The 26,910-nt window shown below is 47.2% G+C and carries 26 protein-coding genes and 1 riboswitch; of the genes, 22 read left to right on the forward strand and 4 right to left on the reverse strand.

What is annotated here, in order from left to right:
• Positions 1 to 370: 370 nt before the first annotated feature.
• From HMPREF0240_RS18715 to HMPREF0240_RS18785, 15 genes are all read left to right on the forward strand, one after another.
• Positions 371 to 1,228, forward strand: a complete 858-nt coding sequence (locus HMPREF0240_RS18715) for a DUF5685 family protein (RefSeq protein ID WP_009004986.1) — start codon at positions 371 to 373, stop codon at positions 1,226 to 1,228.
• The gene (locus tag HMPREF0240_RS18720) at positions 1,209 to 1,880 is read left to right on the forward strand and encodes a DnaJ domain-containing protein (RefSeq protein ID WP_009004987.1); all 672 of its coding nucleotides are present in this window, start codon (positions 1,209 to 1,211) and stop codon (positions 1,878 to 1,880) included. The genes HMPREF0240_RS18715 and HMPREF0240_RS18720 overlap by 20 nt, the downstream gene beginning before the upstream one ends.
• A complete protein-coding gene (locus HMPREF0240_RS18725) occupies positions 1,871 to 2,401 on the forward strand; it encodes a hypothetical protein (RefSeq protein WP_009004988.1) in 531 nt (176 codons plus the stop codon). The genes HMPREF0240_RS18720 and HMPREF0240_RS18725 overlap by 10 nt, the downstream gene beginning before the upstream one ends.
• Before the next feature lie 157 nt (positions 2,402 to 2,558).
• Positions 2,559 to 3,155 carry an RNA polymerase sigma factor gene (locus HMPREF0240_RS18730; RefSeq protein ID WP_009004989.1) on the forward strand — a complete coding sequence of 199 codons (597 nt, stop codon included), beginning with the start codon at positions 2,559 to 2,561 and terminating at the stop codon, positions 3,153 to 3,155.
• Entirely contained in the window at positions 3,148 to 3,900 is a 753-nt protein-coding gene (locus tag HMPREF0240_RS18735; protein WP_009004990.1) for a hypothetical protein, read from the forward strand. The genes HMPREF0240_RS18730 and HMPREF0240_RS18735 overlap by 8 nt, the downstream gene beginning before the upstream one ends.
• A complete protein-coding gene (locus tag HMPREF0240_RS18740; RefSeq protein ID WP_035314170.1) occupies positions 3,888 to 4,790 on the forward strand; it encodes an ABC transporter ATP-binding protein in 903 nt (300 codons plus the stop codon). The genes HMPREF0240_RS18735 and HMPREF0240_RS18740 overlap by 13 nt, the downstream gene beginning before the upstream one ends.
• Positions 4,759 to 5,877, forward strand: coding sequence for an ABC transporter permease subunit (locus HMPREF0240_RS18745; protein WP_035314172.1), 1,119 nt, complete (start codon positions 4,759 to 4,761; stop codon positions 5,875 to 5,877). The genes HMPREF0240_RS18740 and HMPREF0240_RS18745 overlap by 32 nt, the downstream gene beginning before the upstream one ends.
• Positions 5,878 to 6,407: 530 nt before the next feature.
• Positions 6,408 to 7,106: a response regulator transcription factor gene (locus HMPREF0240_RS18750; RefSeq protein ID WP_009004993.1), complete on the forward strand. Its 699-nt coding sequence runs from the start codon at positions 6,408 to 6,410 to the stop codon at positions 7,104 to 7,106.
• 103 nt (positions 7,107 to 7,209) lie between these two features.
• Positions 7,210 to 8,136, forward strand: a complete 927-nt coding sequence (locus tag HMPREF0240_RS18755; RefSeq protein ID WP_009004994.1) for an ABC transporter ATP-binding protein — start codon at positions 7,210 to 7,212, stop codon at positions 8,134 to 8,136.
• Positions 8,130 to 8,906 (forward strand): ABC transporter permease, encoded by a 777-nt coding sequence (locus HMPREF0240_RS18760; RefSeq protein ID WP_009004995.1) that lies wholly within the window; start codon positions 8,130 to 8,132, stop codon positions 8,904 to 8,906. Before HMPREF0240_RS18755 ends, HMPREF0240_RS18760 begins: the two co-directional genes overlap by 7 nt.
• A 21-nt stretch (positions 8,907 to 8,927) precedes the next feature.
• A complete protein-coding gene (locus HMPREF0240_RS18765; protein WP_035314175.1) occupies positions 8,928 to 9,848 on the forward strand; it encodes a HAMP domain-containing sensor histidine kinase in 921 nt (306 codons plus the stop codon).
• A gap of 77 nt (positions 9,849 to 9,925) precedes the next feature.
• Positions 9,926 to 10,771 carry an AraC family transcriptional regulator gene (locus tag HMPREF0240_RS18770; protein WP_009004997.1) on the forward strand — a complete coding sequence of 282 codons (846 nt, stop codon included), beginning with the start codon at positions 9,926 to 9,928 and terminating at the stop codon, positions 10,769 to 10,771.
• The gene (locus tag HMPREF0240_RS18775; protein ID WP_009004998.1) at positions 10,758 to 11,708 is read left to right on the forward strand and encodes a DMT family transporter; all 951 of its coding nucleotides are present in this window, start codon (positions 10,758 to 10,760) and stop codon (positions 11,706 to 11,708) included. Before HMPREF0240_RS18770 ends, HMPREF0240_RS18775 begins: the two co-directional genes overlap by 14 nt.
• A 4-nt stretch (positions 11,709 to 11,712) precedes the next feature.
• Complete coding sequence (locus HMPREF0240_RS18780) at positions 11,713 to 12,654, forward strand: tRNA-dihydrouridine synthase family protein (protein ID WP_009004999.1); 942 nt, start codon at positions 11,713 to 11,715, stop codon at positions 12,652 to 12,654.
• Between the two features lie 12 nt (positions 12,655 to 12,666).
• Positions 12,667 to 13,341, forward strand: a complete 675-nt coding sequence (locus tag HMPREF0240_RS18785; protein WP_009005000.1) for a YkgJ family cysteine cluster protein — start codon at positions 12,667 to 12,669, stop codon at positions 13,339 to 13,341.
• A 75-nt stretch (positions 13,342 to 13,416) separates the two neighbouring features.
• Here the strand turns inward: HMPREF0240_RS18785 and HMPREF0240_RS18790 are convergent, their stop codons facing one another.
• Positions 13,417 to 14,022, reverse strand: coding sequence for a manganese efflux pump (locus tag HMPREF0240_RS18790; RefSeq protein ID WP_009005001.1), 606 nt, complete (start codon positions 14,020 to 14,022; stop codon positions 13,417 to 13,419).
• A gap of 111 nt (positions 14,023 to 14,133) precedes the next feature.
• On the opposite strand from HMPREF0240_RS18790, the gene HMPREF0240_RS18795 reads away from it, so the two are divergent.
• The 5 genes from HMPREF0240_RS18795 (at position 14,134) to HMPREF0240_RS18810 (ending at position 17,946) form a co-directional block, all read left to right on the forward strand.
• Positions 14,134 to 15,363 (forward strand): M23 family metallopeptidase, encoded by a 1,230-nt coding sequence (locus tag HMPREF0240_RS18795; protein WP_009005002.1) that lies wholly within the window; start codon positions 14,134 to 14,136, stop codon positions 15,361 to 15,363.
• A gap of 156 nt (positions 15,364 to 15,519) precedes the next feature.
• Positions 15,520 to 15,864: a hypothetical protein gene (locus tag HMPREF0240_RS18800; protein WP_035314178.1), complete on the forward strand. Its 345-nt coding sequence runs from the start codon at positions 15,520 to 15,522 to the stop codon at positions 15,862 to 15,864.
• A gap of 129 nt (positions 15,865 to 15,993) precedes the next feature.
• The gene (locus tag HMPREF0240_RS24500) at positions 15,994 to 16,149 is read left to right on the forward strand and encodes a hypothetical protein (protein ID WP_157134260.1); all 156 of its coding nucleotides are present in this window, start codon (positions 15,994 to 15,996) and stop codon (positions 16,147 to 16,149) included.
• Positions 16,108 to 16,206: riboswitch (NiCo riboswitch) on the forward strand. Its footprint overlaps the gene before it by 42 nt.
• A gap of 91 nt (positions 16,207 to 16,297) precedes the next feature.
• A complete protein-coding gene (locus tag HMPREF0240_RS18805; RefSeq protein WP_009005004.1) occupies positions 16,298 to 17,194 on the forward strand; it encodes a cation diffusion facilitator family transporter in 897 nt (298 codons plus the stop codon).
• Positions 17,195 to 17,385: 191 nt separating this feature from the next.
• A complete protein-coding gene (locus tag HMPREF0240_RS18810; protein ID WP_009005005.1) occupies positions 17,386 to 17,946 on the forward strand; it encodes a phosphatase PAP2 family protein in 561 nt (186 codons plus the stop codon).
• A 557-nt stretch (positions 17,947 to 18,503) separates the two neighbouring features.
• Here HMPREF0240_RS18810 and HMPREF0240_RS18815 read toward each other — a convergent pair.
• Positions 18,504 to 20,120 (reverse strand): CTP synthase, encoded by a 1,617-nt coding sequence (locus HMPREF0240_RS18815; protein WP_009005006.1) that lies wholly within the window; start codon positions 20,118 to 20,120, stop codon positions 18,504 to 18,506.
• Between the two features lie 259 nt (positions 20,121 to 20,379).
• Between HMPREF0240_RS18815 and HMPREF0240_RS18820 the strand changes: the two genes are divergently transcribed.
• Positions 20,380 to 22,455 carry an LPXTG cell wall anchor domain-containing protein gene (locus HMPREF0240_RS18820; RefSeq protein WP_009005007.1) on the forward strand — a complete coding sequence of 692 codons (2,076 nt, stop codon included), beginning with the start codon at positions 20,380 to 20,382 and terminating at the stop codon, positions 22,453 to 22,455.
• A 142-nt stretch (positions 22,456 to 22,597) separates the two neighbouring features.
• Here the strand turns inward: HMPREF0240_RS18820 and HMPREF0240_RS18825 are convergent, their stop codons facing one another.
• Both HMPREF0240_RS18825 and HMPREF0240_RS18830 read right to left on the reverse strand, forming a co-directional pair.
• A complete protein-coding gene (locus HMPREF0240_RS18825; RefSeq protein ID WP_009005008.1) occupies positions 22,598 to 22,852 on the reverse strand; it encodes a GyrI-like domain-containing protein in 255 nt (84 codons plus the stop codon).
• A gap of 11 nt (positions 22,853 to 22,863) precedes the next feature.
• Positions 22,864 to 24,342, reverse strand: a complete 1,479-nt coding sequence (locus HMPREF0240_RS18830) for a DUF1846 domain-containing protein (RefSeq protein WP_009005009.1) — start codon at positions 24,340 to 24,342, stop codon at positions 22,864 to 22,866.
• A 140-nt stretch (positions 24,343 to 24,482) separates the two neighbouring features.
• Here HMPREF0240_RS18830 and ftsH point away from each other — a divergent pair, with 140 nt between their 5' ends.
• The gene (ftsH, locus tag HMPREF0240_RS18835) at positions 24,483 to 26,516 is read left to right on the forward strand and encodes an ATP-dependent zinc metalloprotease FtsH (RefSeq protein ID WP_083806375.1); all 2,034 of its coding nucleotides are present in this window, start codon (positions 24,483 to 24,485) and stop codon (positions 26,514 to 26,516) included.
• Positions 26,517 to 26,910: the final 394 nt, after the last annotated feature.

Here is a 26,910-nt window from a genome sequence, read left to right on the forward strand (position 1 = left end):
TTTAGCGAGCATAGCAGCAGTTAGAGGAAATGCGTGAAATCAGTCAGAAAAAATCTGCTTCCGAAGCAGATTTTTAGAACGCCTGAGGCGTTTAATCATCAGATTAAACGGTGAATGCGTTCGGTTCTGACTGATTTTGCGGATTTCCTCTTACTGCTGCTTGGCGCAGCGGCTGTATTTCCAACAGGACAGGTGCTTTTCACAGTCCGTCCCGGCTCACGGTAAGCGCCCCCTCCATCCGCTCCCGAGTCTAAAGCTCGTGAGCTAAATCCCGATTTAATCTTTCCAACAGGAAATTTTGATGTTATAATAGCATACATATGCAGCAAAAAGGAGAAAATGTATCATTGATACATTACTTGTGCGGACTATGTTTGGTTATGTAACGATATGTGAGCCTGAGCTCAAAGTTAAGGATTTAAGAAAATATAAAGCATATTACTGCGGACTGTGCCGGACGCTGAAAGAGCGTTTCGGAGGTCTGGGGCAGATGACCCTGACCTATGACATGACGTTCGCAGTTATTTTGCTGACTTCATTATATGAGAGTGAAACCAGATTCTCCAGCCACCGCTGTAAGGTTCATCCTGTGAAGAAGCAGAACATGCTTCAGAATGATGTGACAGAATATGCGGCCGACATGAATGTGCTTCTGGCCTATTACCATATGAAGGACGACTGGGAGGATGAGAAGAAGATCAGCGGATTTGCCGGATTTCACGCTCTCAAAGGCAGGGCGGAGAAGGTCGTAAAGAAGTATCCGAGACAGAGCCGTGTCATTGAGGAAGAACTGAAAGCTCTTGCAGCTTTTGAAAAAGAGGAAACGCAGGATATTGATCGGCCTGCCGGGTGCTTTGGCAGGCTAATGGCGGAGATGTTCGTATTCCGGGAAGATCTCTGGGAGGGAAGGCTCCGCAAGATGGCCTTTTACCTCGGTAAGTTCATCTATATTATGGATGCTTACGAAGATCTGGAGAAGGATATGAAGTCCGGAAGCTATAATCCACTGAAGGAATTAAGCGGGAGAGAGGACTATGAGGAGCGGTGCAAGGAGCTGCTCTGTATGATGATCGCAGAGTGCAGCGCGCAGTTTGAACTGCTTCCCTGTCTATTAGATGTAGACATTCTCCGGAATATATTATATGATGGTGTGTGGACCCGTTATCGTAAGATGCAGGAACAAAAGAAGAAAAGTGAGGATAATCAGAATGGCAAAGAATCCATATGATGTGCTGGGCGTTTCCCAGAGTGCATCGGATGAGGAAATAAAAAAAGCATACAGGGATCTTACAAGAAAATATCATCCGGATGCGAATGTAAATAATCCGCTGGCTGATCTGGCGGAAGAAAAGTTTAAAGAAGTACAGGAAGCCTATGATGTAATTATGAAAGAACGGGAACAGGGCGGCGGTTATGCCGGCTATGGATCCGGCAGCGGCTCAGGCGGCTATGGCTACGGATACGGCGGTTCGTCAGGCGGTTACCAGCAGAGCAGCGGCCCTCAGAATGCAGAGATGCAGGCTGCCGTCAATTATATCAATTCAAGACGTTATCAGGAAGCGGTCAATCTGCTGAACCGCATGCCCCAGCGTGATGCGCAGTGGTATTATCTGAGCGCGGCAGCCAACATGGGCATGGGCAATAACGTGCTGGCAAAGGACCATGCGGGCCAGGCGGTCAATCTGGATCCCAATAATCCGCAGTACCGTCAGCTTCTGAACCAGCTGGAGTGGAACAGCCAGCGGTATCAGAACAACCCTTACGGGGGTGGGTACGGAAGCGGAAACCAGTCCTGCGGTACAGGCAATCTTTGTTGTGACCTGTGGTGCGCGGACAGCTTATGTGAATGTATGGGAGGAGATCTTTGTTCATGCATGTAAAGGCAAAGAAGATGGCTTTCGGAGGATTGCTGCTGGCATTGACAATTGTCTGTATGGTGCTGGGCAGTGTGATAGAGTCAAATACCTTATTTCTGCTTGCGGCGGCGTCCTACTTTGTGGGAATTATTATCCGGGAGACAGGAATGCGGACAGGGGCGGCTTTTTATATCGCGGCAGTGCTGCTCGGATTTATTGTGGCGCCCAATAAACTTTATGTTATTTCCTTTGCGGCCATGGGCTTTTATATACTTTTTATTGAACAGACATTTGTAATGCTGGGCCGGACGACGGCCAAAGTAAACAGAAAAGTGCTGTTCTGGGTAATAAAGTACCTTGTTTTCAATATTTTATACATTCCTGTGCTGATTGCATTTGAGCAGCTTTTGTTTGGCAGGAATCTTTCCGCCGTGTGGACGGTTGGCCTGATTGCCGCAGGACAGGTGGGACTGTGGATCTATGACAGAGCATATGAGTATGTGCAGAGACATCTGTGGAGCAAGCTGAGAAAACGGCTTTTTTAAGGGTTCCATATAATAGAATACAGAGATGGTATCTATTCCCGGTATGGTTGAAAAATGCATATCGGGATTTTTTTTGCTGATTTTAAATCCTTTTGGGTACAAAAAGGATTATATTGAGAGTAAGACGTTTTACGAAAAGAGGAAGGGGGAGCGTTTTTTGGAGGACAGAGAACTGATCAGGCGGATTCAGAGCGGACAGAAAGAATATCTGAATGAAATTGCGGAGAAATACTACGATGACATTTATTATTTCTGCTGTTATCAGACCGGCAGCCGGGAAGATGCCTATGATCTGGCGCAGGAGACGTTTCTCCGTTTCATACGTTATGCAGAGCATTACCGTTACAGTAATCTAAAAGGGTATCTTCTGACTATTGCCATGAACCTGTGCAGGAGTTATTTCCACGGGACAGGGCGGACGCGCACTGTTATAGGGGCGGGGGAACACATAGAGGCGAATGGGGCAGGTCAAGGCGGACCAGCTGTCCGCGAAGAGGCAGAAACAGGCGGGCGGGAACTGGATACTACCGCACAGGCCATTGAGGTGATGGAACAGAGCAGGCTTTTGACCGAAGCACTTATGAAGCTTCCGGACATGCAGCGGGAAGCAGTACTCCTGCATCATTTTTATGGCTACAAAAACAGGGAGATTGCCCATATGACAGGGGCATCCTGCGCGACGGTAAAGTCCAGGGTAAATCAGGGACTTGGAAAGCTGCAGCAGCTTTTGAACAGGGAGGATTTCTATGAATAGACAAACAGGAGGGGAATTCTGGAGATTCCCATTGGATGAAAGAAGAAAGAGTGAAAGCCTGCGGCGGATTCGGCAGGAAGGAGAAAACAAGCAGATCCGGCAGTGTCCGTCTCTGGCAGCAAATATCCTGAGCCAGCTCAGGTTCCAGACATGGAAGTACTGGACTGTGCAGGGAGCCATTCTACTTGCCGCCATGGCTCTGGTCCTCTATCTTGGAAATAAAGGGGCAGATGGAGAGGAGGCCATAGCTGTCTGCGCCGTATTTCTGGTGTTTGCGGGAAACATAAGCCTGAGCGGCCTGGGCCGCCTTTTTTCCAGGAACATGGCAGAACTGGAGCAGACACTGTACCTGAACCTGAAACAGATGGTCTGCATTCAAATGCTGTTTGGCGGCGTTGCAGATTTGTTAGTATTAGGAATTGTTGTAGGAATTGCAGGAGGGCAGAATGACGCCGGCACAGGAGCGTATCTATTGTATATGCTGGTTCCGTTTCTTTGGTCAGACACTCTGTATCTGTATATGCTGACTGCATTTCACAGCCTGCAGCAAGGCTACCGTCAGCTTACGGCAGGCATAGTCTGCGGGATTCTTGCACTGTTCCCTATGTTTCTGGAGGATGCATATGAAGCGGTATACTTACCAGTATGGGGAGCTCTGGCAGCCGCAGGCTGTGTGCTGCTGGCGGCGGAAGTATTCCACATGCTGGGGAAAATAGAAAGAGGGGAAGGATTATGCCTGAATTAATAATGGACAGAGTGACAAAACAATTTAAAAATAAAATTGCGGTGGATAAAGTATCACTGCATTTAAAAGAAGGGGTATACGGCTTTTTGGGGGCAAACGGTGCGGGGAAGACCACGCTTCTCCGTATGCTCTGCGGAGTTCTCCGGCCCACCTCCGGTGACATTTTCTGCAATGGTGTACCGATCCGTGTACTGGACGGGGAATACCGGTGCATGTTGGGATATCTGCCCCAGGATTTTGGATATTATCCGGATTTTACGGCAAAGCGGTATTTGGAATACCTGGCTGCCTGCAAAGCAGTTCCGAAGGAGATATCCAGGGAAAAGGTGCAGGAAGTACTGGAACTTGTGGGGCTGAAAAACGCACAAAAACAGAAGATCAGGACATTTTCCGGAGGCATGATCCGAAGACTGGGAATTGCACAGGCACTCCTGAATGAGCCGGAAATCCTGATTCTGGATGAGCCTACATCCGGACTGGATCCCAAGGAGAGAATCCGGTTCCGCAATATTATTAGTGCGCTATCCAAAAGCCGGATCGTAATATTGTCCACTCACATCGTCTCCGACGTGGAGTTCATCGCGGATCATATACTGCTGATGAAGGACGGAAGCATCATAGAGCAGGGATCACCCAGGGATGTGACAGAGAGCGTGAAAGGCAGGGTGTGGGAATACCTGGCGGACGAGACGGAGGCGCAGCGTCTGAATGCGTCCTTTGCAGTCAGTAACCTGAGAAATGAAGGAGACAGGATCTATCTCAGACTTGTCTCGGATACCTGTCCCTGCGAGGGAGCAGTGCCGGCACAGCCGGGGCTGGAGGATGTATATATGTATTATTTTGAGGAGGCATCGGATAATGTGGGAAATCTGGAAAGAAGAATTATATAAAATTGCATCCCGGAAAGTGATCTGGTGCGGCGTGTTCCTGTTGTTTGCCTTTGTAACCTTCCGGCTTATTATGGTACAGAAAGACTATTCCGTGACGATTGACGGACAGAGCTATACTGGAAAAGAGGCGATAGAAAAAGACAAGAAGCTGACGGCAGAACATGCAGGAATTTTAACCGCGGAAAAGGTACAGGAAATCTATGAAAAGTACGGTTTCTATTACTATGATGATAAAACGGAAAGCAATGCAGGAAACTTCTGCAGCAAGTTTGTAACAGAGCAGATGACCAATTATCACCAGACCGGCGGGGATGACCCGTCCCAGATTCATTTTTATGAGGGTGAAGAATGGGAACAAAACGCCGCACCGCTCCTCAGGGAAAATCTGCAGTTCGATTATTTTTACGGCTGGCAGGATTTTCAGGAGACCTACGGAATGGTCGGCATCCTGTTGCTGTTTGTGGTATTTATCATCGGCCTTTCCCCCGTATTTTCGGAAGAATATACTCTGAGAACCGCAGATATCCTTTTGTCTACCCAGCGCGGGAAAAAGAGCGGCATCTGGCTGAAAATAGCCGCAGCGCTATCTTTTACTGCAATAGTATACCTTGCGTTCACGGCATATATCTGGGCCATCTATCTGCTCGTGTTCGGAACACAGGGCCTGGACGCCTCAGCCGTTCTGGCAGGAGTCAGCTTTTTCGGCTATGGTCCCGGCAGCATCGCAGGATTTCTCCTGTCAATGTCTGCCCTGGGACTGGCGGGAGCACTTCTGCTGACAGGAATGGTGCTGGCCGTATCTTCCTTGTGCAGAAATTCTTTCCTGACCGTAGTAGTATCACTAGTTCTGTTCCTGGTACCGCTCGTATGGCTGAAAGTCTTCTCATCCATGTGGATTCTTGGCTATCGCCTGACCAGGGCAGTGAATCATTTCATGACGTCCATGCCCTTCTATCTTCCAATGAACTGGAGCTTTGGATTCTCCGGGGAACAGATCGGTATGCATCTCGTGACCGCACTGACCGTCGGTGTCGTCTGCCTGATCCTGGGATATCATAAATACCGAAATTACCAGGGCGGAAAATAGCGAATGAGCTTTAGCCTCATTCGCGGATAGGTGAATACTAACGAATAATGCACCCCCCCGCATACCCAATCCCCATCCACTGCACCCGGTCAAGGATCCCCCAGCGAACTCGTTTTATCCTGCTGACTGGATGAACCTAGCCAGGCGGACTGGAAGCCGCAGGCCTTCCTGCCTGTAAGGGCGGTTTAAAACTCCTTAAAGCGGACGATTAGAAGCACTTATAGAGGCAGAGGCGCACAGAAGGGATGAAACTTGATTTTCCAAATCAAGTTTCAGTCCGATCTAAGACGAAAAAATATCAATTTTTTCGCTGCATATCGGATGTGCCCTTCTGTGCGCCTCTGCCTCTATTAGTGCTTCTTCGTCAAGCGGTCAGGATTTTAAACCGCCCTTACAGGCAGGAAGGCCTGCGGCTTCCAGTCCGCCTGGCGCCCCTTCCCCCATGAAAGCACAACCCGACGTTCAAGATCCCCTCTTTCTTTTTGTGAAATTATCGTGTACAATGAGACCGTATGGAGGAGAGATAAGAGATGGACAGGCAGAAGATTTTAATTGTTGAAGACGATACAGATATAAACCATTTGCTGCACCGGATTCTGATGCAGGATGGTTATGATACGATACAGGCGTTTTCAGGAACAGAGGCAAAACTGCTGCTCCGGCTGGAAGCGCCTGATTTGATTTTGCTCGATCTGATGCTCCCGGGCATGAGCGGAGAGGAGCTGATTGTAACAGTGAGAGAGGAGATGGGACTGGATCTTCCGATTCTGGTGCTGTCGGCCAAAGCCGGCCTGGAGACGAAAGTGGCCGCCCTCAAAAACGGCGCGGATGACTATCTGACAAAACCGTTTGAGCCGCAGGAAGTTCTGGCAAGGGTCTATGCGGCACTAAGGCGTTATAAGATAGAAGCCGGAAAGACAGAAAAGGAGACCGCATTCTATACATATAAGAAGCTGAATCTCCATCCAGATTCCCGTAAGGCCGAGATTTCAGGGCAGGAGCTGCCCCTGACCATGCATGAGTATGACATTCTGTATCTTTTAATAAAGGATCCGGAAAAAGTGTATTCCCGTGAAAATCTGTATGAGCAGGTGTGGAAGGGCGGTTATTATGGAGAGGACAATACGGTGAACGTCCATGTCAGTAATCTGCGCAGAAAGCTTTCGGCGGCCGATCCAGAGGAAGAGTATATCCGAACGGTCTGGGGAATCGGATTTAAAATGGCATAATCTTTATAGTTTCTTTAAACTTTCTTGAGGACTTATTAAAAGCCGCCGGGCTACAATAACTTACGTCAAGAGGCAATCACATAAGAAAGGAATGGAGAAGATAATGAAAGAACATGTCATAGAAGCCAGAAGTGTTACGAAGAAATACAAGGATGTTACGGCTCTTAGAGATGTGGATATTACGGTGAAACGCGGAGATATTTACGGCCTGATCGGCGACAATGGTGCGGGAAAGACCACATTTTTAAAACTGCTGACCGGGCAGATCTATACATCAGGGGGAGAACTGAAGTTATTCGGCGCATATTCTGAAAAAGAACTGGAGCAGAACAGGAAGCGCACAGGAGCGATTGTCGAAGAACCGGGACTATATCCAAAACTATCAGTAGAAAAGAATCTGGAGTATTACCGGATACAGAAGGGGATACCGGGAAAGAACCGGATTGAGGAAACATTGAAGTCAGTGGGGCTCTGGGATAAAAGAAAGAGAAAATGCGGCGCTCTGTCCATGGGGATGAAGCAGCGGATGGGGCTTGCCATAGCCCTGCTTGGAGAGCCTGAGCTGCTGATCCTGGATGAGCCGATCAACGGCCTGGACCCCAGCGGTATCATAGAGATGCGGAATCTCCTGTTAAAATTGAATCGGGAAAAGAACATTACAATCATCATTTCCAGCCATATTCTTTCGGAACTGGAACAGATCGCCACTGTCTATGGCTTTTTAAGCCGGGGCTGGCTGCTGCGGGAACTGACGGCTGAGAAGCTGCACGAGGACTGTGCCGGTTATCTGGAGATTAAGGTAAGCGACCCGGAACGCTATGCAGCGCTGCTTGAAAAAGAGATGGAAGGCGTGCAGTATCAGGTGATGCCGGACTTTCAGATAAGGATTCAGAACCCGCAGTTTCCGGCTGAAGCATACAGCGGTTTGGCGTCCGGACATGGAATCGGCATCGTGGGCCTGGAACAGAAGCAGATGTCGCTGGAGGAATATTACATGGACTTAAAGGAGAGGGGGAAATTGTCATGTTAAACTATTTGAAGAGTGAATTTTACAGAATTCTGCACGGAAGGGAAATCTATTGGGCGACAGCGGTGCTTGCAGGCCTTACCGTGCTGATGAATCTAACTTTGTTTGCCTTTGACAGGCTGACTCCGGATTTCCCATATTCTACGGTGGCCTTTTCTCTGAACATGCTGACCGGCAGTATGTCTATGCTGCTTATGGCCGGCCTGATCATCGTTGTATTTCTGTTTTCGGATGAGTATAAGAACGGTACCCTGAAGAATGCGATTTCTTTTGGTATTTCCCGTAACGCCTTCTTTACCGGAAAATGTATTGTATGCGCGGCGGCCGCATTTTTGAGTATGCTTGTGATTATGGCTGTTTATATTGGCGGCGCTTTTCTGCTTTTAAAATCAGAAGGCAGCCTTCCGCTCAGACAACTGCTGAAGGGCACTGCGGTGAATCTTCCGGCTGCCGTTGCTTCCGTTGTTTTGGCATCCGCTCTGTGCTGCCGGTTTAAAAAAGAAGCAACGGTCGGTCTCTGGTGGATTGGGATTATGGGGGGAGTGCCCACAGTCTGCTTCTTTCTGGGGCTGAAAATAGAATCCATTGAAAGAATATCGGAATGGATGCCCTGGAATTACCTAAAATACGAAGTCTCTGTTAATATGTCAGGTTACAGTTGTCTGTGGGATACACCGGAAGGCGTGGCAAAATGTCTGATAGCAGGCACCATTGGTATTCTGGTATTCTATGTGGGGGGCATATTGGCTTTCCATAAAAAAGAGATTGAATAGATCAGGGAGGTGCATGTAGAAATGGTATATATCTTATTAGCAGTTGCATGTGCGGCGGCAGTTTATTTCTGCATGCGTTTCGTGCTGCTGAAGCGCGCTGTCCGGCTGGCCGCCGGGGAGCTGCGGGAGATTACCGGTGAACTGGAAGAGAACCGGGTGGTGAAGATGGCTGTCCCTCAAAAAGAGCTGGAGGAACTTCTGGCGGAGATCAACAGGAATTTGACAGAGATCCGTAAAGCAAGGATCCGTTATGGGAAAAAGGAACGGGAACTATTAAATCAAATTGAAAATATCAGCCATGACCTGCGTACGCCGCTTACGGCGATCATCGGTTTTTTGGATCTGATTGACAGGGACTCTCTGGACTTTGAGGACAGAGAGTCCCTGGAAGTGGTTAAAAAGAAGGCGCTCGCACTGAAGAAACTGACTGCACAGTTTTATGATCTGTCCAGGCTGACTGCAGAGGACTACAGGCTGAAACTGCAGAAAATGGACATTGGCAGGATACTGCGGGAGACCGTCATTGATTCCTATCAGGAACTGAAATTAAAGAATCTGGATGTCAGTGTGGAGATTCCTGATATTCCGTTTTTTGTCCGCGGGGATGAGGAAGCGCTGGAACGGATTTTTCAGAATCTGCTGCAGAATGCAGGGCGGTACGCCCTGAGTACATTTTCCGTATGTCTGACTGCGGATCAGGATAAGGTGCTTGTGCAGCTGAAAAATGATACGGACATGCTGGATAAACAGGATGCAGAATCTCTGTTTGAGAGATTTTACACAGGGGACAGAGCCAGAAAGCAGGGCAGTACAGGGCTGGGACTCCCCATCGCAAAGCATCTGGCGGAGGCTATGGAAGGTAATCTGTATGTCCGGCTGACGGCAGAGGAAAGTAAAAACTGGCTTTCGCTGTATTTGGAAATTCCAAGATTGAAGATATGATACAAGCCAATCTGGAGAAAGTGTAGTATAACTAACAGTATGGACATCAAAAAATACAGACAGTGAGGTAGGGCAGTATGAAAAAAGAAATGCGGACAGTATACTATGATGAAGAACTTCAGATAGAAGCTTACCGTTTCGTTGGAATTAGCCGCGCATTTCCGAATCACTTCCATGAGTATTATACGATTGGATTTATTGAGGCGGGAAGGCGCGCGCTTTCATGTAAAAATACAGAGTGTGAAGTCAAAAAAGGAGATATCATTCTGTTTCATCCGGATGAAAATCATTCCTGTGCGCAGATCGGGGCTGACCCTTTGGATTACCGAAGCCTGGGAATTTCACCTAAGGTGATGAAAAAGCTCGTTGGGGAAGTGACAGGCCGGGAATATCTGCCGGGGTTTTCGCAGAATGCGATCCAGGATGATATATTGAGTGGGTATCTGCAGGACGTGCACCGCATGATTACAGAAGAATCCAGGGAATTTGAGAAAGAGGAAAAGCTCCTCTTCCTTCTGGAGGGGCTGCTTGAAAATTATGAAAAACCATTTCTTACCGGTTTGCCGGAATGCGGAGCAGAGATTGACCGGGCATGTGCGTTTATGGATTCTCATTATGAATCCGCCATAACACTGGAGGACATCTGCAGGGAAGCGGGACTGAGCAAGTCCACCCTGCTGCGCGCTTTTACCAGGACCCGTGGGATCACGCCTTACCGGTATCTGGAGACTGTCCGCATCAACAAAGCACGGGAACTGCTGCAGAATGGCCTGGCACCCGTGGAAGTAGCGCTTGAGACCGGATTTTCGGACCAGAGTCATTTTACTAAGTTCTTTACGCTGTTTACCGGAGTGGCACCGGGCGCTTACAGCGATATTTTTGCTTCGGGCAGGGAAGAGGGGATGAATAATGAAAAACCGTAATGGAGCCGGGCATCTGGCGGCATTATTTACGATTGTGGTCTGGGGAACAACGTTTATCTCCACAAAGATACTGCTCAAGGATTTTCAGCCGGTAGAGATTTTGATTATAAGATTTGTCATAGGCTACCTTCTGCTGCTGGCGGCAAAACCGGGGATTATAAGGCTGAAGGATAAAAAACAGGAGTGGGTTTTTGCGGCTGCGGGCTTATGCGGCATATGTCTGTACTTTCTGCTGGAAAATATAGCACTGACTTATACACTTGCATCGAATGTAGGAGTCATTATCTCGGCGGCTCCTTTTTTTACGGCCTTTTTGACCCAGATCTTTATGAAAGAGGAAGGCCGGCTGCGTCTGTCGTTCTTTCTGGGATTCGGAGTTGCCATTGCAGGAATCTGCATGATCAGTTTTGGCGGACAGAGATTCGCTCTGAATCCCAAAGGTGATCTTCTGGCACTGGCAGCAGCTTTTGTATGGGCATGCTACTCTGTGTTGACGAAGAAGATCAGCAGTTACGGATATTCCACGATTCAGACAACACGGCACACATTCGGTTACGGAATCCTTTTCATGATTCCTGCCGCCTTTATATTTGATTTCCATCTGGGGATCACGAGGCTTTTCGATCCTGTGAACCTGCTGAATATTCTCTTTTTGGGAGCCGGGGCATCGGCTATCTGTTTTGTGACATGGAATTTTGCAGTACAGATACTGGGAGCCGTGCGTACCAGTGTATATATCTATGTTGTGCCGGTAGTGACGATTGTGATGTCTGTGCTGATCCTGCACGAGGAGCTGTCCGGGATGGCCGCGGCCGGAGCAGGACTTACACTTCTGGGCCTGATCATATCGGAAGGAAAAATGGAGCTGAAAGTTTTATTTACCTCAGAGAAGCAGGATGTTATACTGAGAAGGGAAAATTGGAAAAAGGAAGAGTAAGAACATGAAATTTTATTTGGCGCCGCTGGAAGGCATTACGGGATATGTTTACCGGAATGCATATTATAAATGTTTTGGGGAAATGGACAGGTATTTTATTCCTTTTATCAGCCCCAATCAGTTCGGACATCTGAGTTCAAAAGAGAAGAACGACATTCTGCCCGAACACAACGAGGGGATGGATGCGGTACCGCAGATTCTGACGAACTCGGCGGAGGATTTTATCAGGACAGCCGGGAAGCTTAAAAAGTATGGATACAGTGAAGTAAACCTGAACCTGGGATGTCCTTCAAAGACGGTTGTGTCGAAGGGACGGGGATCTGGGTTTCTGGCATTTCCAGATAAGCTGGACAGATTTTTGAAAGAAATATTTGAGTACACGGATATGAAAATATCTGTAAAGACGAGGATCGGAAAGGACGGTCCTGATGAATTTGAAAGCCTCCTGGATATCTATAACCAGTATCCGATCAGTGAACTGATCATCCATCCAAGGCTTCAGGCGGATATGTACAGGAATACGCCAAACTGGCAGGTATTCGGGGAGGCATTGGAAAGATGCAGATGCCGTGTTTGCTATAACGGCGATATTTTTACACCCCAGGACTTTGAACGGTTTACAGTAACATTTCCTAAAGTTGATTGTGTGATGCTGGGGCGAGGCATTCTTTCTAATCCGGGGCTGGTTACATCCATACGGGGAAAAGGAAAAATGCGTAAGGACACGCTGCTTGCGTTCCATGATCAGATATACCGGGACTATCAGAAAATTTTATACGGGGAAAAAACAATCCTGTTTAAAATGAAGGAAATGTGGTTTTATATGTCCCCCGTATTTACTAATTATGAGAAGTACGCCAAAAAAATAAAAAAGTCAGAGAAGCTGGCTGCGTATGAAAGTGCGGTGGCGGCTCTGTTTGATGAACAGGATATTTGTGCAGGATAAGGAGATACAGATATGGAAAGATATGTCAGGATTGAAGAAATCTCGGACGGGAGACTTTATGGTCCGAATGATATGGTACGTGCAGACTGCAGGGACTGTGAGGGATGTTCCGCGTGCTGCAGGGGCATGGGAAATACAATTGTTCTGGACCCGCTGGATGTGCACCGGATATCGACCGCTCTGGGTGCGAAGTTTGAGGAGATTCTGATCGATAAGATCGACCTGAATGTGGTAGATGGTTTGATTTTGCCGAACCTGAGGATGGATGGGGAGGGAGAAAGCTGCGTTTTTCTGAACAGTCAGGGAAGATGCAGTATCCATGATGCAAGGCCGGGGATCTGCAGGCTTTTCCCGCTGGGGAGATATTACGAGAACAGAAGTTTTCAGTATTTTCTGCAGACAAATGAGTGCAGGAAGGAAAACCGCTCTAAAATAAAGGTCAAAAAGTGGATTGATACGCCGGAGCTGGAGAAATACCAGAAGTTCATTACGGACTGGCATTATTTTCTGAAGGATATTCAGGAGATGCTGCAAAAGATGGAAGATGAGGCGAGGAGAAAAGAAATCAGTATGTACATATTAACCAGTTTCTATGTCATCGGGTATCAGGGGGATGAAGACTTTTATCAGCAGGTGCAGCAGCGAATGAATCAGGGAACAGGGCGCGTTGGTATGGGGACGCTTTAAGGGACCGGGCTATTACGGCAGGAGACACAGCTCCTGCCGTAATAGCCCGGTTTTTATTTCATGAAAAAATGCGTCTCAGGCCAGGAGTTCGTATATGCCCAGGGCTACCAGGATCAGGCCGGAGATAATATCGGCGGCCTGGTCGGATATGTGAGGGACTTTTGTTTTTCCGATCAGGTTGCCGGCATACAAAAAGACGACGGACACGATCAGGGACATGATAGCAGTGGGAATGAGTCTTAGTCCGGTTATGCTGGCTCCGATACCCATACCAAAGTTATTGATGGAGAGGGCAAGGCCAAGGAACAGGCCTTCTTTCATGGTGAGAAGGGAGACTTTGGCCTGAGTTTCGCTTTCTGCTCCGGAATTAAGTTCATTTGTCTTTACTTCGGCTTTCTTTATTTTTTTTTTGATATAGCCGCAGAAAGATTTTATAATATAGTACAGCCCGAGGCCGATCAGAAGAGCACAGCCTATGGCCTGGGTGGAGGAGGCCGGCAGGAACCGTGAGATTTCAGTGCCCATCAGTATGGCGATCACGGTGCCTGTCAGTGTCACAAGGCTGATGACAGTGCTCTTTAGAAGGTCAATATTCGATTTCTTAATTCCGTAGGACATACCGACGATGAAGCTGTCTATATTTGCAGAAATTGCGAATAGAAGTGATGAGATAAGATGCATAATCTGCTCCTGACATCATAATTGTTGTTTGTATTCAGTATATTCAGAAGTATTTGTTGCGTTCATGGTGCATAGACTATTAAGAGTTTATCCTAGAAGGTGTCCAAATATATGCGTAAACGATTGATTTCCCCGTTTGGGATTACTGTAGAAATTCTGCTGCTGCTTCTGGTTGTATGTGTCTGGCAGGCCGGGGATACCGACGGTAATGGGCAAAAAGTAAGCAGGGGAAGCGGCTTGGAGAGTGTCTCTGTCAATGCAGGAGGAAGTGCAGGCACTGGCAGTGAGGAAAAGCAGGTGCAGGGAGAGAATGAGCAGGAAGAGAGTACGCAGGGAGCGGGTACAGAGGGGGAGAGTACACAGGGGGAGAATTCACAGGGCGAGGATACTAAGGAGGAGAATAAGAAGGAATATATCAAGTGGGTGGAATTTAATGTAACCTATGAGGCTCTGAACAGGGCTTATACATATGATGTGGAGACTTATGAGGAGGATGTCCATCTGAGCTGGGTGGAGCTGTTGGCTTATCTGGGTGCAAAATATGGAGGGGATTTTTCACGGTACTCAGAAAGTGATATGACAGTGATTGCCGATAAGCTGCTGGCAGGAGATGCAACCATGGAAGAACTGACTGCAGACATGCAGTATTACGGGTATTACCGTGAGGCATATGGGGCAGTCCTGGATGGAATGATAGGAGAGTATGAGATAGAAAAACCTGCAGAGGAGGGCTCGGATAAAAAGGTATGGAAAAAGTATTACGGGTTGAAAGCGTACTGCCCCATAGCAAAAACATTTCCATATTCGGATTATGATGACTTCGGGGTGTCAAGAAGCTATGGATATCATAGAAATCATCTGGGGCACGATATGATGGGGCAGGTGGGGACACCTGTGATTGCTGTTGAGTCAGGCTATATAACCGTCATGGGCTGGAACCAGTATGGCGGCTGGCGGATTGGTATTAACAGTTTCGATGGGAAAAGGTACTATTACTATGCACATCTGCGGCAGAACATTCCGTTTGCGGAAAATCTGAAAGAAGGTGATGTAGTCCAGGCGGGAGACGTGATCGGCTACATGGGAAGAACCGGTTACAGTACTACGGAGAACGTAAATAATATTGACACTTATCATCTGCATTTTGGCCTTCAGCTGATATTCGATGAATCACAGAGAGAAGGAAACAATGAGATCTGGGTGGATGTCTACCCACTCGTCAGATTTTTGTCACAAAATCGTTCGGATGTATTGAGAAATGATGCCAATAAAGAGTGGTACCGCCAGTATAACATGAAAGACCCGGCGGCAGAAGCATACAAAAATAGCATAGAAAAATAGCAGATTAACGGTAGAATAAAAGAAAAGAAGATGGATAAATGGAAGAGATAATATAAAAAGACAGAAAAAAATATGTAATATAAATAAATATATTGACTAATTATGGCGTAAGGGATAATATAAAGATAACAGGAGAGGCAGAAGGGAGTGGAAGCTATGTTAGAAAAACTTTTTATCTTATTTATCTCGGCGGCAGCACTGGTGATAGTCTGCTGGATTCTTGCAGAATACTGGCTCCGCTCGGTCAGGAAGCTTTCAGTAGAGAAGATTTCCAATTTAAGCATCTGGAACAGAATGGTATATGCTTTCGAAGACTTCTGCGGAGGTGTAAACCATAAAAAGGATTTCCACAGGATGCAGATCAGGGAAGAGCTGGGAAGCGTACACAGAGACGAAGTAACAAATCCTCACAGGCCGGCAGAAGCACGCGGGAAAGAGGAAGGCAGAAAAAAAGAGATCATTAAAAAAGAGAAAAAATACAGAATGAAGGCAAATATGTAGAATGCATAAAACGACCCCCTCATAGATAGGCGGCTGTTACCGAATTATTTTCTTCGTAACAGCCGCCTCTTGCTATGTAAGCCAGATTAGCGCGGAAGATATTCCATTAGTGGAAGAAAATCCGCCTGAATGAAAAATGATAAAAATGATAAAAATATCGATAGCGGATTTGGAAAAGGTATTGACAAAAAAAGAAGGATTGCATATTATATAGAGAAACTCTTTGCACTGCATATTATAACTACAGTACAAACTGAACAGGTTATGTTACATAACAGGCCGTAACACATAACCGGGCCGTCGGACGGCGGCAGCAGATAAAAAGACATCTGCGGGACAGTTTTCGTTTATTGTTCCGGGGGTGTCTTTTTTGTGAATATTCTGAAAATGGAACGCAAAGGGGTCAGACCCCTTTGAACAGGAGGCTTATATTATGAACGAATCAAATAAAATTGCCATGCATGTATCAATGGTCAGTATAGTGGTGAATCTCATATTATCGGCTTTTAAACTGATGGCCGGCCTGGTGGCTCACTCGGGTGCCATGATGTCAGATGCCATTCATTCAGCATCGGATGTTTTCAGCACGGTGATTGTTATGATTGGAGTGACCATATCCGGCAAAAAGTCTGATAAGGAACATCCATACGGACATGACCGGATGGAATGTGTGGCTTCGATTCTTCTGGCGGTGGTTTTGTTTGCTACAGGAGTGGGGATTGGGGTCAGCGGGATAGAAAAGATTGCAGGCGGGTTGGAGACAACGGAGACTCCGGGCATACTGGCACTTGCCGCGGCAGTCATATCTATTGTAGTAAAAGAGTGGATGTACTGGTATACAAGAGCGGCAGCGAAGAAAATAAATTCGGGGGCGCTGATGGCAGATGCCTGGCATCATCGTTCGGATTCCCTCTCCTCGATCGGTGCTTTTGCGGGAATTCTTGGGGCACGCCTGGGCTTCCCCGCACTGGATCCGCTGGCAAGCATCGTTATCTGTATATTTATCGGAAAGGCCTCCTGGGATATCTTTTATGACGCAATGAACAAGATGGTGGATAAATCCTGTGATGACAGGACTATCCAGGACATGAGGCAGACCGCCCTGGAAAATCCGGGAGTCGCAAAGATAGATGAAATACGAACCAGAATGTTTGGCGCAAGAACCTATGTGGATATAGAAATCGCTGCAGATGGGAACCTGACATTAAGTGAGGCGCATAAAATAGCCGAAGGAGTTCATTCGAGGATTGAGATGGAGTTCCCGGAAGTTAAGCACTGTATGGTCCATGTCAATCCTCTAAGTGAATCGGAGATCAGAGAGCTGCCGTAACAGGGGGATTATAAAAAGCCGCAGGTTAGTACATCAAATATTAATTAACTGGCTGTTAAACTGACCTGAATTTCCGATAGCACTACTCCACTGGCCACAGCGTAGCGGTAACTTTGGGTTCCCTATTTAAGAATATTATGTTATACTTTTGAATTACTAACATGCACAATGTCATTTAGAAGGGAGTATTTATGGATTTTCTTTTACAGCTGGACGGAAATATCTTACTGGCAATACAGGAATATATCCGGCATGACTGGATGGATTCCTTTTGGAAGTTTATTACATCACTCGGGGATTCTGGCTGGTTCTGGCTTACAGTTTCCTTCCTTCTGCTGATTCCCAGGAAAACAAGAAAAGCAGGAATCACAGCGATAGTGGCCATAGCCATTGGAGCACTGATAACAAACGTAACGCTCAAAAACCTGGTGGCCAGGACCCGCCCATACGAAGTAGTGCAGGGGTTAACACTGTTAATAGAAAGACAGCATGATTTTTCATTCCCGTCCGGCCATACATGCGCATCATTCGCGGCCGCACTTGTATACTACCGACTGCTGCCCAGATTCTGGGGAATCGCCTCAATAATACTGGCAGCCCTGATTGCCTTCTCCCGCCTGTATGTGGGTGTACACTACCCAAGCGACGTACTCGTGGGGCTGCTTGTCGGCGCATTCGGCGCATGGGCGTCAATAAGGATCGTAGAATATATCGGAAGTAAGTGGGGGCGGGGGGCGCTGTCAAAGAGGTGAGTCTGGCTTTGAAACGGCATACACAGCTTCCGCACAAGCCAGACTCACCTCTTTCACAGCTGGACGCATCCGATCGGGAGGGAGCGCTCAGGGAGGTGTCCTAACGGGTGCAGTGTATGTGAGCCGTCTGGGCGGAAATTCTGTAAGCCAGATGGATAAAAAAGAGCAACTTGCTCCTTGCCCCTCACAGTACGATCCGCATCCACCATCCCAATCCGCCTCCCCCGCAGAATCCCCCCAGGAAGTGAGCTGTCTACCGTTGGATGAACATAGCCTGCACGGTACGGGACGCAGGAGGTCTCTGCACTGCTTTCTGGAAGCGTAGAGTGCGCGTTAGAATTGCTTACCAAAAATCACGCCGGATTTGGAGGCTAACATTTGCTTTCCAAAGCAAATGTTAAGACGGCCTGAGCCGCACAATCATCAGGATTGTGCGGTGAATGCCGTCGGTGCCTCCAAATCCGGCGTGATTTTTGGTTAGCAATTCTAAGCAAACGGAAAGCCTCCAGAAAGCAGTGCAGAGACCTCCTGCGTCCCGTACCGTGCAGGCGTACTTTTTACCCCTCCCGCAGCCCATTCCTACAATGAGCCGCCTCTACGAAGCCTTTGAAGAGGGGGTGTGGTCTGTTCGGCCTGGATTTTAGTTCCGGGTGTGCCTGCGTTGCGATGAACCATGGATGTTCGGGGATCTCGATCATTTCCACGATTCTGCCGTCAGGTGACAGACCGGAGAGCATCATGCCGTGTTCTTCCAGAGCCTCGCGGTAGTCGTTGTTTACCTCGTAACGGTGGCGGTGACGCTCCTGGATTTCTTCTTTGCCGTATAAACGGTAAGCTTTGGAATTCTTGTTGAGAACGCAGGGGTACGAGCCGAGCCGCAGGGTTCCTCCTATATCTTCAATGCCGATCTGGTCAGGCATGATATGGATGACGGGATGTGTGGTGTCGGGCTGAAGCTCCATGCTGTGTGCATCGTTGTAACCGAGTACGTCTCTTGCGAATTCTACGATGGAAAGCTGCATCCCCAGGCAGAGGCCCAGGAATGGAATGCCGCTTGTGCGGGCATAGCGGATTGCCTCGATCTTCCCCGCAACGCCTCTGTCGCCAAATCCGCCGGGAACCAGGATCCCGCTTACATCGCCGAATATCTCGGCTGCATTGTCTGCAGTGACGGTCTCGGAGTCCACCCATTTGATGTTAACGGTTGTATGGCTGTAGATTCCGCCGTGTTTCAGCGCCTCTACAACGCTGATGTAAGCATCATGTAGCTGGATATATTTACCTACAAGAGCAATACGAACTTCCTGCGTGGGATTGCGGAGATTGTCCACCATCTCAGTCCAGTCCTTCAGGTCAGGTTTGGGACAGTCAAGATGCAGGCATTCACATGCAACCTGAGCCAGATTTTCCTGTTCCATGGCGAGGGGGGCTTCGTATAAATATTCAACATCGAGGTTCTGGAGTACGTGATTTGCAGGGATATTGCAGAAGAGAGAAATCTTGTCCTTCGTGCCGGCATCCAGAGGATACTCGGAGCGGCAGACAATGATATCCGGCTGTATTCCCATTCCCTGGAGTTCTTTCACACTTGCCTGGGTCGGCTTTGTTTTCATCTCCTGTGAAGCTTTCAGATAGGGAATCAGGGTTACGTGAATTAAAATTACATTTTCATGGCCTTTTTCGTGCTGGAACTGCCGAATGGATTCCAGAAAGGGCTGACTTTCGATGTCACCGACGGTTCCGCCGACTTCTATGATGGCGATCTCAATGTTTTTTGCAGCAGGATTGCGGTAAAATCTGCTCTTGATCTCATTGGTGATGTGGGGGATAACCTGTACCGTTCCGCCGCCAAAATCACCGCGGCGTTCCTTCTGTAAGACAGACCAGTAAATCTTTCCTGTCGTAACATTGGAGTTCTTCGTCAGGCTTTCGTCAATAAAGCGTTCATAGTGTCCCAAATCCAGGTCTGTCTCTGCGCCGTCATCCGTTACGAATACTTCACCGTGCTGTACCGGGTTCATTGTTCCTGGGTCGATATTGATATAAGGGTCAAACTTCTGCATCGTCACAGTATATCCACGGGCTTTCAGCAGCCGGCCAAGTGACGCAGCGGTAATTCCTTTTCCAAGTCCAGAAACAACTCCACCGGTAACAAATACATATTTTACTGCCATATAATCCTCCTTGTATGAAATGAGTGCCTAAAAATACTTAAAAAGTATATACCAAAATAATAAAAAAATACAGTATTTTTTTAGATACAATGAAATTGACAATAAATAACAACAGTTTAGTGAATCCATTAAACTCAATTCCACTTACTGTATAATAACATTATTAATTATTTTAGAATCCGGCAGCAATAAAATATAAGGGACTTAATAAGAAAGAAATCACATAAGACTGCCGGGGAATTGAAAGGAGATATGGAGAATGAAAAAAGGAAAAAGACTGTCCAGCATGGCATTGGCAGTGATCATGGCAGCTTCTCTCTGTACAGGGGCATTTGGTTTGGAGGTAAAGGCCAGTGATACAGACCCGGCTGCTGTTGCAGAGGTATCAGAGACAGCTCCTGCCAGTGTAGCGGAAGATGCTGAGGCGGAAGCAGCAACAGCGCCAGAGGCGCCAGAGGCGGCAGTGACAGAGCCTGAGGCAACTACAGCAGCACCGGAAAACCAAGAGACAATCGCAGCAGAAGAGGGACAGGCAGATGTGACACCAGACGCGCCTGAATCAGCAGCTCCGGCAGATACAGAATCAATGCCGGAAGCATCCACAGAAACAGAGCCGGAGACGAAGCCAGCAGATGCTGCAGGAGAGAGTAATTTATCAGGAACTGCTATAGATGAAAAAGCACAGCCAACAGTACTGATGGCTGAAACTGCCAAGGAAGCTTCTGTAGAAGAGAAGGAAGCAGAGAAAGAGCTTACTGATACGGATATTTACAATTACACTCTTACGGCAATAGCATTGGTAGAAGAATATCCCGCTAATAATGACACGACACCAGAGGAAATAAAAGCGGCAATTGTCGAAACAATAAACAATCCTTTAGTTGATGTGGTAGTAAGAATTACGGGAACTGAATTGGCCACTGACCAAGAAGAAGGATATATAGATGTTTATGTAAAGGTGTTTAATATAAAGACAGGGGGTGGATACCAGACAAAGCAGGATATTAGGCTTATCCTTCCATCTCTTGATGACGTAAAGCAAGAGCAGGAACAGATGCAGGCGGATATCCAGAAGGCAAAAGACATCGCCACAGAAGTTATAAACGGTATGAGCTGGGAGAACTTCATATCTACTAGTTTGAAGGACTCTATCATAGAAAAGGTGGGAAGTGCAATAGAAGCAGGAGGAGTGTCTGGAGTATCTGTTCAAGTACTCTGGTACCAAGATCCGGCAGTTAACATTCAGACAAAGTGTGTGGTTCAGCTTTCATTAGATGACGGGGCAGGGAACCATTATATCAAAACTGTCGAACATGATTTTACGAATTATAATATTCTGAAAGCAAAGGCCGCTGCTACACTTAATCAGACAACATTTACAAATGATACGACAGCAAATGATGTTTTGTCTGCACTTTCCAAACAACTCCCTGAGGGATATACAGCGGAATGGGCAACGGAGGGTCCTTTTACTCTCAAAAAAGCAACAGCATCCTCAAATGGAAGCATTACAGGAACCCTGATTTTGAAGAATGATGGTTTAAAAGAAACGTATGCTTGGAAGCTTAATCCGGCGACAGACGGAACGATAATCGATAAGCTTGGGGACAGTGACAGTAAAGCGGGCTTTGAAGAAGTGAAACAGAAGATCACCGAATATGTTAAATCACATTCTTTTTTTCTTAAGGAGTCACTGGATGATTATATCCTATCTATTTTAAGAGAGGTGTCAGACAGCAACAGCAAAGGCGTATCTTTAAGCTGGGTGTTAGCCCCATCTCAGGCGTCAGTAGAATATGCCGGAGCCCAGCTGGATGCAAGAGGGGTCACTTTGCTTATGCAAAGTGGAGATGCCAAAGAAGACATTGCAATGAGGATATATACTGTTAAGTCACAGACTTATGAGTTTACAACTGGAGCAGGCACATCATGGCGCATGGGCACCAAAGATGGGCTCTGGTTTGAATTGAGCGGTGACCCAAGTGCATATACTTCCTTAAAGGTGGACGGAAAGGTATTGGAGCAGTCACAGTACAGCGTGGATGGATCCGGTGCGGCCAGATACACTCTGTCTCCGGAATTCTTAACAAGCTTAGGAGTAGGGACGCATACAATGGAAGCTGTTTATACAGGCGGAGTAGTAAAGACAACGTTTTCGATAGTGGCAGCGGATGAGACGAAACCAGAGACAAAGCCAGAGACGAAAGAGGAAGCTAAGGATGAATCAAAAAGTCCGAAGACCGGAGATACATCAAGTGCAGGATTTTTCTTCGCAGCAGCGTTCTTATCAGGTGCTGGGGCAATCGGGGCTTGGAAAAAGAAAAGATTTGAATAAATAACATCAGACAGTTATGTATTATTTTGTGAAAAGCCAATTATGAAAAGTCAGACGTTAAAATCAAACGGATAAATTCTATCATAAAAGACGGGCATCCTACAGTTTCCAGTAGGGTTCCCGTCTTATCGAAGTGTGTCCGTCAGAGAGACTCTTCCACATGATATCTCAAAATCGTTTTCAGCTTGCCGGGCAGAACCCGTTTCGCATTATTTAAATAAATCTCACAGTGCCATTTTTCAGAGCGCTTCAGACCATTTAGCGCTGTGAATCCATCCATTTTCTGAAAAGATTCCGGTTCATCATCAAATGGACCTACATGCAATATTTCAACACACATCCCATGCTCCATTGAATCAAAGGATACTTTGAACCGATTCATCGTGTTTTCCTGCATATGCCAGCCCGTTAATGGTAGACATGGTCTGTCTCATAAGTCGACTCGCAGGTGAGCTGAACTCCCAGCTTTTTGAATGTTTTGATATCTATATCAGACAGCATGACAGAGGTATGTGCCTGGCAGCCGTCCAGTTTCGGAAGCTGTTCTAAAGCTCTTCTGGCCATTTTGCTGTTGGCCGCACTGGCGGAAAGGGCAATCAGAACTTCATCTGTATGAAGCCGTGGATTCTTGCTCTTTAGATAATCTACCTTCAGTTTCTGGATCGGCTCTATAGATTCGGGAGAAATAACATGCAGCTCATGGTCAATACCGGCAAGTTCCTTTAATACATTTAAAAGAAGAGCGGCGGAAGCCCCCAGCAGATTTGTCGTTTTGCCGGTTATAATGCGTCCGTCATCCAGCTCCATTGCAGCAGCCGGCCCCTGCGTCTCCAGCGAGCGCTCCAGAGCCTTTGCAACGACCTTGCGGTCCTGGACGGTGACATTGGCCTGATTCATAAGGAGCTCTATTTTCTGGGCCTCCTCCTCTGAAGTTGTCCCCACTAGCAGAGAATTCAGTGACGCAAAATATCTCCGGACTATCTCCTGACGGGATGCCTCGCGGCAGACTTCATCGTCGCAGATACATTTGCCAGCCATGTTTACGCCCATATCGGTAGGAGATTTGTAAGGACTTTTCCCATAAATTTTTTCAAAAATTGTATTCAAAACAGGGTAAATTTCCACATCCCGGTTATAATTAACCGTAGTAACGCCATAAGCTTCCAAATGGAAAGGATCAATCATATTGATATCGTTCAGATCCGCCGTTGCGGCTTCATATGCAAGGTTGACCGGATGCTTCAGAGGCAGATTCCAGATGGGAAATGTTTCAAATTTGGCGTAGCCTGCATGAATTCCGCGTTTATGCTCATGATATAATTGTGACAGACAGGTTGCCATCTTCCCGCTTCCAGGGCCGGGGGCGGTGATTATCACGAGCGGACGGGATGTTTTGATATATTCGTTTTTGCCATATCCGTCATCGCTGACGATCAGAGGGATATTGGATGGATAGCCATTGATGCAGTAATGCATGTATACAGGGATATCCAGATTCTCCAGACGGTTTTTAAAGAGTACGGCACTTTCCTGTCCGGAAAATTGTGTGATGACAACGCTTCCTACATACAGGTCGTTTTCCCGAAAAGAATCCATCAGACGGAGAACGTCGGAATCGTAGGTGATGCCCAGATCTCCGCGGACTTTGTTTTTTTCAATATCGCGTGCACTGATGACGATTACGATCTCTGCCTGGTCGCTGAGCTGCTTTAAAAGGAGCAGCTTACTGTCAGGAGCAAAGCCGGGCAGCACTCGGGCGGCATGGTAATCGTCAAATAATTTTCCCCCAAATTCAAGGTAGAGCTTGTTGTCGAACTGGTTAATCCTCTCGCGGATATGTTCTGACTGCATAGATAAGTACTTTTCATTATCGAATCCTATTTTCATTTTCACATTCCTTTTCATGACATATTTCGTTCTCAGTATACTATAAAATGCCCTGTGTTTACAATATTTTCATAATCTTTTTATTGATTTATGTGGAACCTGTACTTATAATGGGGATAGTGGATTTTAGGAGGCATAGAATGGACAATCAGAATAACAAGAATAACAATAATCCTAAAAACAACCGGCAGGGCTGGGGAATCATCCTGGTAACCACTCTGCTGACGGTTTTTATTGTGATGGGATTATACTCACTGATGCAGGATAAGAATCCTGCCAAAATCAGGTACGATGAATTCCTTACAATGGTAGATGATGGAAAAGTTGAGAAGGTAATACTGGACTCATCAAAGGTTTATATTACCTTAAAAGAGGATGCAAAAAAGGATGAAAAGACGGATAGTAAGACAGGCACTAAGACAGGGGATGAAGATACTAAGGATAATGCGTCCAATCTGATCAGCCAGCTCGAGGAGAAGAGCAGCGCAGAGGAGAAGGCCCCGGATTATTATGCAGTTCGAACAAGTGATGATAAGCTGGTAGAACGGCTGGATAAGGCAGGGGTAGAGTTTGAGCAGGAACTGCCTGACACCGCTTCTTCGATGATATTTGAGATCTTTGTGACTATCGTCCTTCCACTCATTATGATCGTCATACTGTTTAATTTCCTGATGAAGCGCATGTCAAAGGGCGGCGGAATGATGGGAATCGGCAAGAGCAACGCCAAGGTGTATGTAGAGAAGGAGACAGGAGTCACTTTCCAGGATGTTGCGGGTCAGGATGAAGCAAAGGAATCCCTGCAGGAGGTAGTAGACTTCCTTCATAATCCGGGAAAATATACGGGTATCGGTGCAAAACTGCCGAAGGGAGCACTCCTCGTAGGACCTCCGGGTACAGGTAAGACGCTGCTGGCGAAGGCGGTAGCCGGGGAGGCAAAGGTACCGTTCTTCTCACTGTCAGGTTCCGCGTTTGTGGAGATGTATGTCGGCGTCGGCGCATCACGAGTGAGGGATTTGTTCAAACAGGCACAGCAGATGGCACCGTGTATCGTATTTATAGATGAGATCGATGCCATTGGTAAGACACGTGATACTGCCATGGGCGGTAATGATGAGCGCGAGCAGACCCTGAATCAGCTGTTGGCAGAGATGGATGGTTTTGATACCAATAAGGGACTTCTGCTTCTGGCGGCAACAAACCGTCCGGAAGTACTGGATCCGGCGCTGCTGCGTCCGGGACGTTTTGACAGGCGTATCATTGTAGATAAACCTGACCTGAAGGGGCGTGTGGATGTCCTGAAGGTACATTCCAAGGATGTCAAGATGGATGAGACTGTAGATCTGGAGGCAATCGCACTGGCAACCTCAGGTGCGGTCGGTTCAGACCTGGCCAATATGATCAATGAGGCGGCCATCAATGCTGTTAAGAACGGCAGACACGTAGTCAGCCAGAAGGATCTGTTCGAAGCTGTGGAAGTCGTGCTGGTTGGTAAAGAGAAAAAAGACCGCATTATGAGCGAGGAAGAAAGAAAAATTGTATCCTACCATGAAGTTGGCCACGCACTGGTCAGCGCCCTGCAGAAAGACGCAGAGCCGGTACAGAAGATCACGATCGTACCGAGAACTATGGGAGCCCTTGGTTATGTCATGCAGACACCGGAGGAAGAAAAGTTCCTCAATACCAAAAAAGAGCTGGAGGCTATGCTGGTGGGTGCGCTGGCAGGACGTGCGGCTGAGGAGCTTGTATTCGACACCGTAACCACGGGTGCTTCGAATGATATTGAACAGGCAACGAAGATCGCCAGAGCGATGATTACGCAGTACGGTATGTCTGAGAAGTTCGGACTGATCGGGCTGGAATCAATCCAGAACCGTTATCTGGACGGACGTCCCGTTATGAGCTGCGGCGAAGCAACAGCAGCCGAAATAGACGGCGAAGTTATGGCTATGCTGAAGAATGCCTATGATGAAGCAAAACGTCTGTTAAGCGAGAACAGGCCGGCGCTGGATGGCATCGCAGCATTCCTGATTGAAAAAGAAACTATCACCGGTAAGGAATTTATGAAGATATTCCGTGAAGTGAAAGGCATCGAAGAGCCGGAACAGGGTGAAGAGACGAAGAAAGAGGTCCGGGTTAATATGAAGCCTGTTGTGGCAGAACTGGATGCACAGTAGTGATATCCAGAAGCATTGCCTGGAAATGACACTTGAAAAAAAGAATGACGGCATGTATAATCTATTTAGGCTTAATCAGTGGATTGCCGTTCAGTGATTGCCGATAACTGTTCTTTACAGTTATATAAGCTATCCTCTCTGCCAAGGGGATAGCTTTTTTTATATAGGAGCTTAGGAGCGAGCTTTAGACTCGCGAACGGATGGGGGCGCTAAAAAACCGGGAATCCAGCCCCCTGCCGTGAGCATATATGCTATTTTAAAAATCCGCTCCGTTTACGTAAGAGGCCCTAAAGGAAGAAACATAGAAAATGGCGGTCCAGCGGCATGCAACCCGAAATTTGATAATTTCGGGTCTTAGGCCGCTTTCAGAATTTTGCCGTGAGACGACAAATTC

This window comes from Clostridium sp. D5 (assembly GCF_000190355.1).
GTDB classification, from domain to species: Bacteria; Bacillota; Clostridia; order Lachnospirales; family Lachnospiraceae; genus Faecalicatena; species Faecalicatena fissicatena_A.

Excerpts from the sequence above, each read along its gene's own strand:
- ftsH (WP_083806375.1), top strand. The coding sequence starts at position 24,483 with ATGGACAATCAGAATAACAAGAATAACAATAATCCTAAAAACAACCGG.
- HMPREF0240_RS18820 (WP_009005007.1), top strand. The coding sequence starts at position 20,380 with ATGAAAAAAGGAAAAAGACTGTCCAGCATGGCATTGGCAGTGATCATG.
- HMPREF0240_RS18725 (WP_009004988.1), top strand. The coding sequence starts at position 1,871 with ATGCATGTAAAGGCAAAGAAGATGGCTTTCGGAGGATTGCTGCTGGCA.
- HMPREF0240_RS18785 (WP_009005000.1), top strand. The coding sequence starts at position 12,667 with ATGGAAAGATATGTCAGGATTGAAGAAATCTCGGACGGGAGACTTTAT.
- HMPREF0240_RS18715 (WP_009004986.1), top strand. The coding sequence starts at position 371 with ATGTTTGGTTATGTAACGATATGTGAGCCTGAGCTCAAAGTTAAGGAT.
- HMPREF0240_RS18795 (WP_009005002.1), top strand. The coding sequence starts at position 14,134 with ATGCGTAAACGATTGATTTCCCCGTTTGGGATTACTGTAGAAATTCTG.
- HMPREF0240_RS18760 (WP_009004995.1), top strand. The coding sequence starts at position 8,130 with ATGTTAAACTATTTGAAGAGTGAATTTTACAGAATTCTGCACGGAAGG.
- HMPREF0240_RS18735 (WP_009004990.1), top strand. The coding sequence starts at position 3,148 with ATGAATAGACAAACAGGAGGGGAATTCTGGAGATTCCCATTGGATGAA.
- HMPREF0240_RS18805 (WP_009005004.1), top strand. The coding sequence starts at position 16,298 with ATGAACGAATCAAATAAAATTGCCATGCATGTATCAATGGTCAGTATA.
- HMPREF0240_RS18800 (WP_035314178.1), top strand. The coding sequence starts at position 15,520 with ATGTTAGAAAAACTTTTTATCTTATTTATCTCGGCGGCAGCACTGGTG.
- HMPREF0240_RS18740 (WP_035314170.1), top strand. The coding sequence starts at position 3,888 with ATGCCTGAATTAATAATGGACAGAGTGACAAAACAATTTAAAAATAAA.
- HMPREF0240_RS18780 (WP_009004999.1), top strand. The coding sequence starts at position 11,713 with ATGAAATTTTATTTGGCGCCGCTGGAAGGCATTACGGGATATGTTTAC.
- HMPREF0240_RS18815 (WP_009005006.1), bottom strand. The coding sequence starts at position 20,120 with ATGGCAGTAAAATATGTATTTGTTACCGGTGGAGTTGTTTCTGGACTT.
- HMPREF0240_RS18765 (WP_035314175.1), top strand. The coding sequence starts at position 8,928 with ATGGTATATATCTTATTAGCAGTTGCATGTGCGGCGGCAGTTTATTTC.
- HMPREF0240_RS18825 (WP_009005008.1), bottom strand. The coding sequence starts at position 22,852 with ATGCAGGAAAACACGATGAATCGGTTCAAAGTATCCTTTGATTCAATG.
- HMPREF0240_RS18750 (WP_009004993.1), top strand. The coding sequence starts at position 6,408 with ATGGACAGGCAGAAGATTTTAATTGTTGAAGACGATACAGATATAAAC.
- HMPREF0240_RS24500 (WP_157134260.1), top strand. The coding sequence starts at position 15,994 with ATGAAAAATGATAAAAATGATAAAAATATCGATAGCGGATTTGGAAAA.
- HMPREF0240_RS18830 (WP_009005009.1), bottom strand. The coding sequence starts at position 24,342 with ATGAAAATAGGATTCGATAATGAAAAGTACTTATCTATGCAGTCAGAA.
- HMPREF0240_RS18720 (WP_009004987.1), top strand. The coding sequence starts at position 1,209 with ATGGCAAAGAATCCATATGATGTGCTGGGCGTTTCCCAGAGTGCATCG.
- HMPREF0240_RS18775 (WP_009004998.1), top strand. The coding sequence starts at position 10,758 with ATGAAAAACCGTAATGGAGCCGGGCATCTGGCGGCATTATTTACGATT.
- HMPREF0240_RS18790 (WP_009005001.1), bottom strand. The coding sequence starts at position 14,022 with ATGCATCTTATCTCATCACTTCTATTCGCAATTTCTGCAAATATAGAC.
- HMPREF0240_RS18770 (WP_009004997.1), top strand. The coding sequence starts at position 9,926 with ATGAAAAAAGAAATGCGGACAGTATACTATGATGAAGAACTTCAGATA.
- HMPREF0240_RS18745 (WP_035314172.1), top strand. The coding sequence starts at position 4,759 with ATGTGGGAAATCTGGAAAGAAGAATTATATAAAATTGCATCCCGGAAA.
- HMPREF0240_RS18810 (WP_009005005.1), top strand. The coding sequence starts at position 17,386 with ATGGATTTTCTTTTACAGCTGGACGGAAATATCTTACTGGCAATACAG.
- HMPREF0240_RS18755 (WP_009004994.1), top strand. The coding sequence starts at position 7,210 with ATGAAAGAACATGTCATAGAAGCCAGAAGTGTTACGAAGAAATACAAG.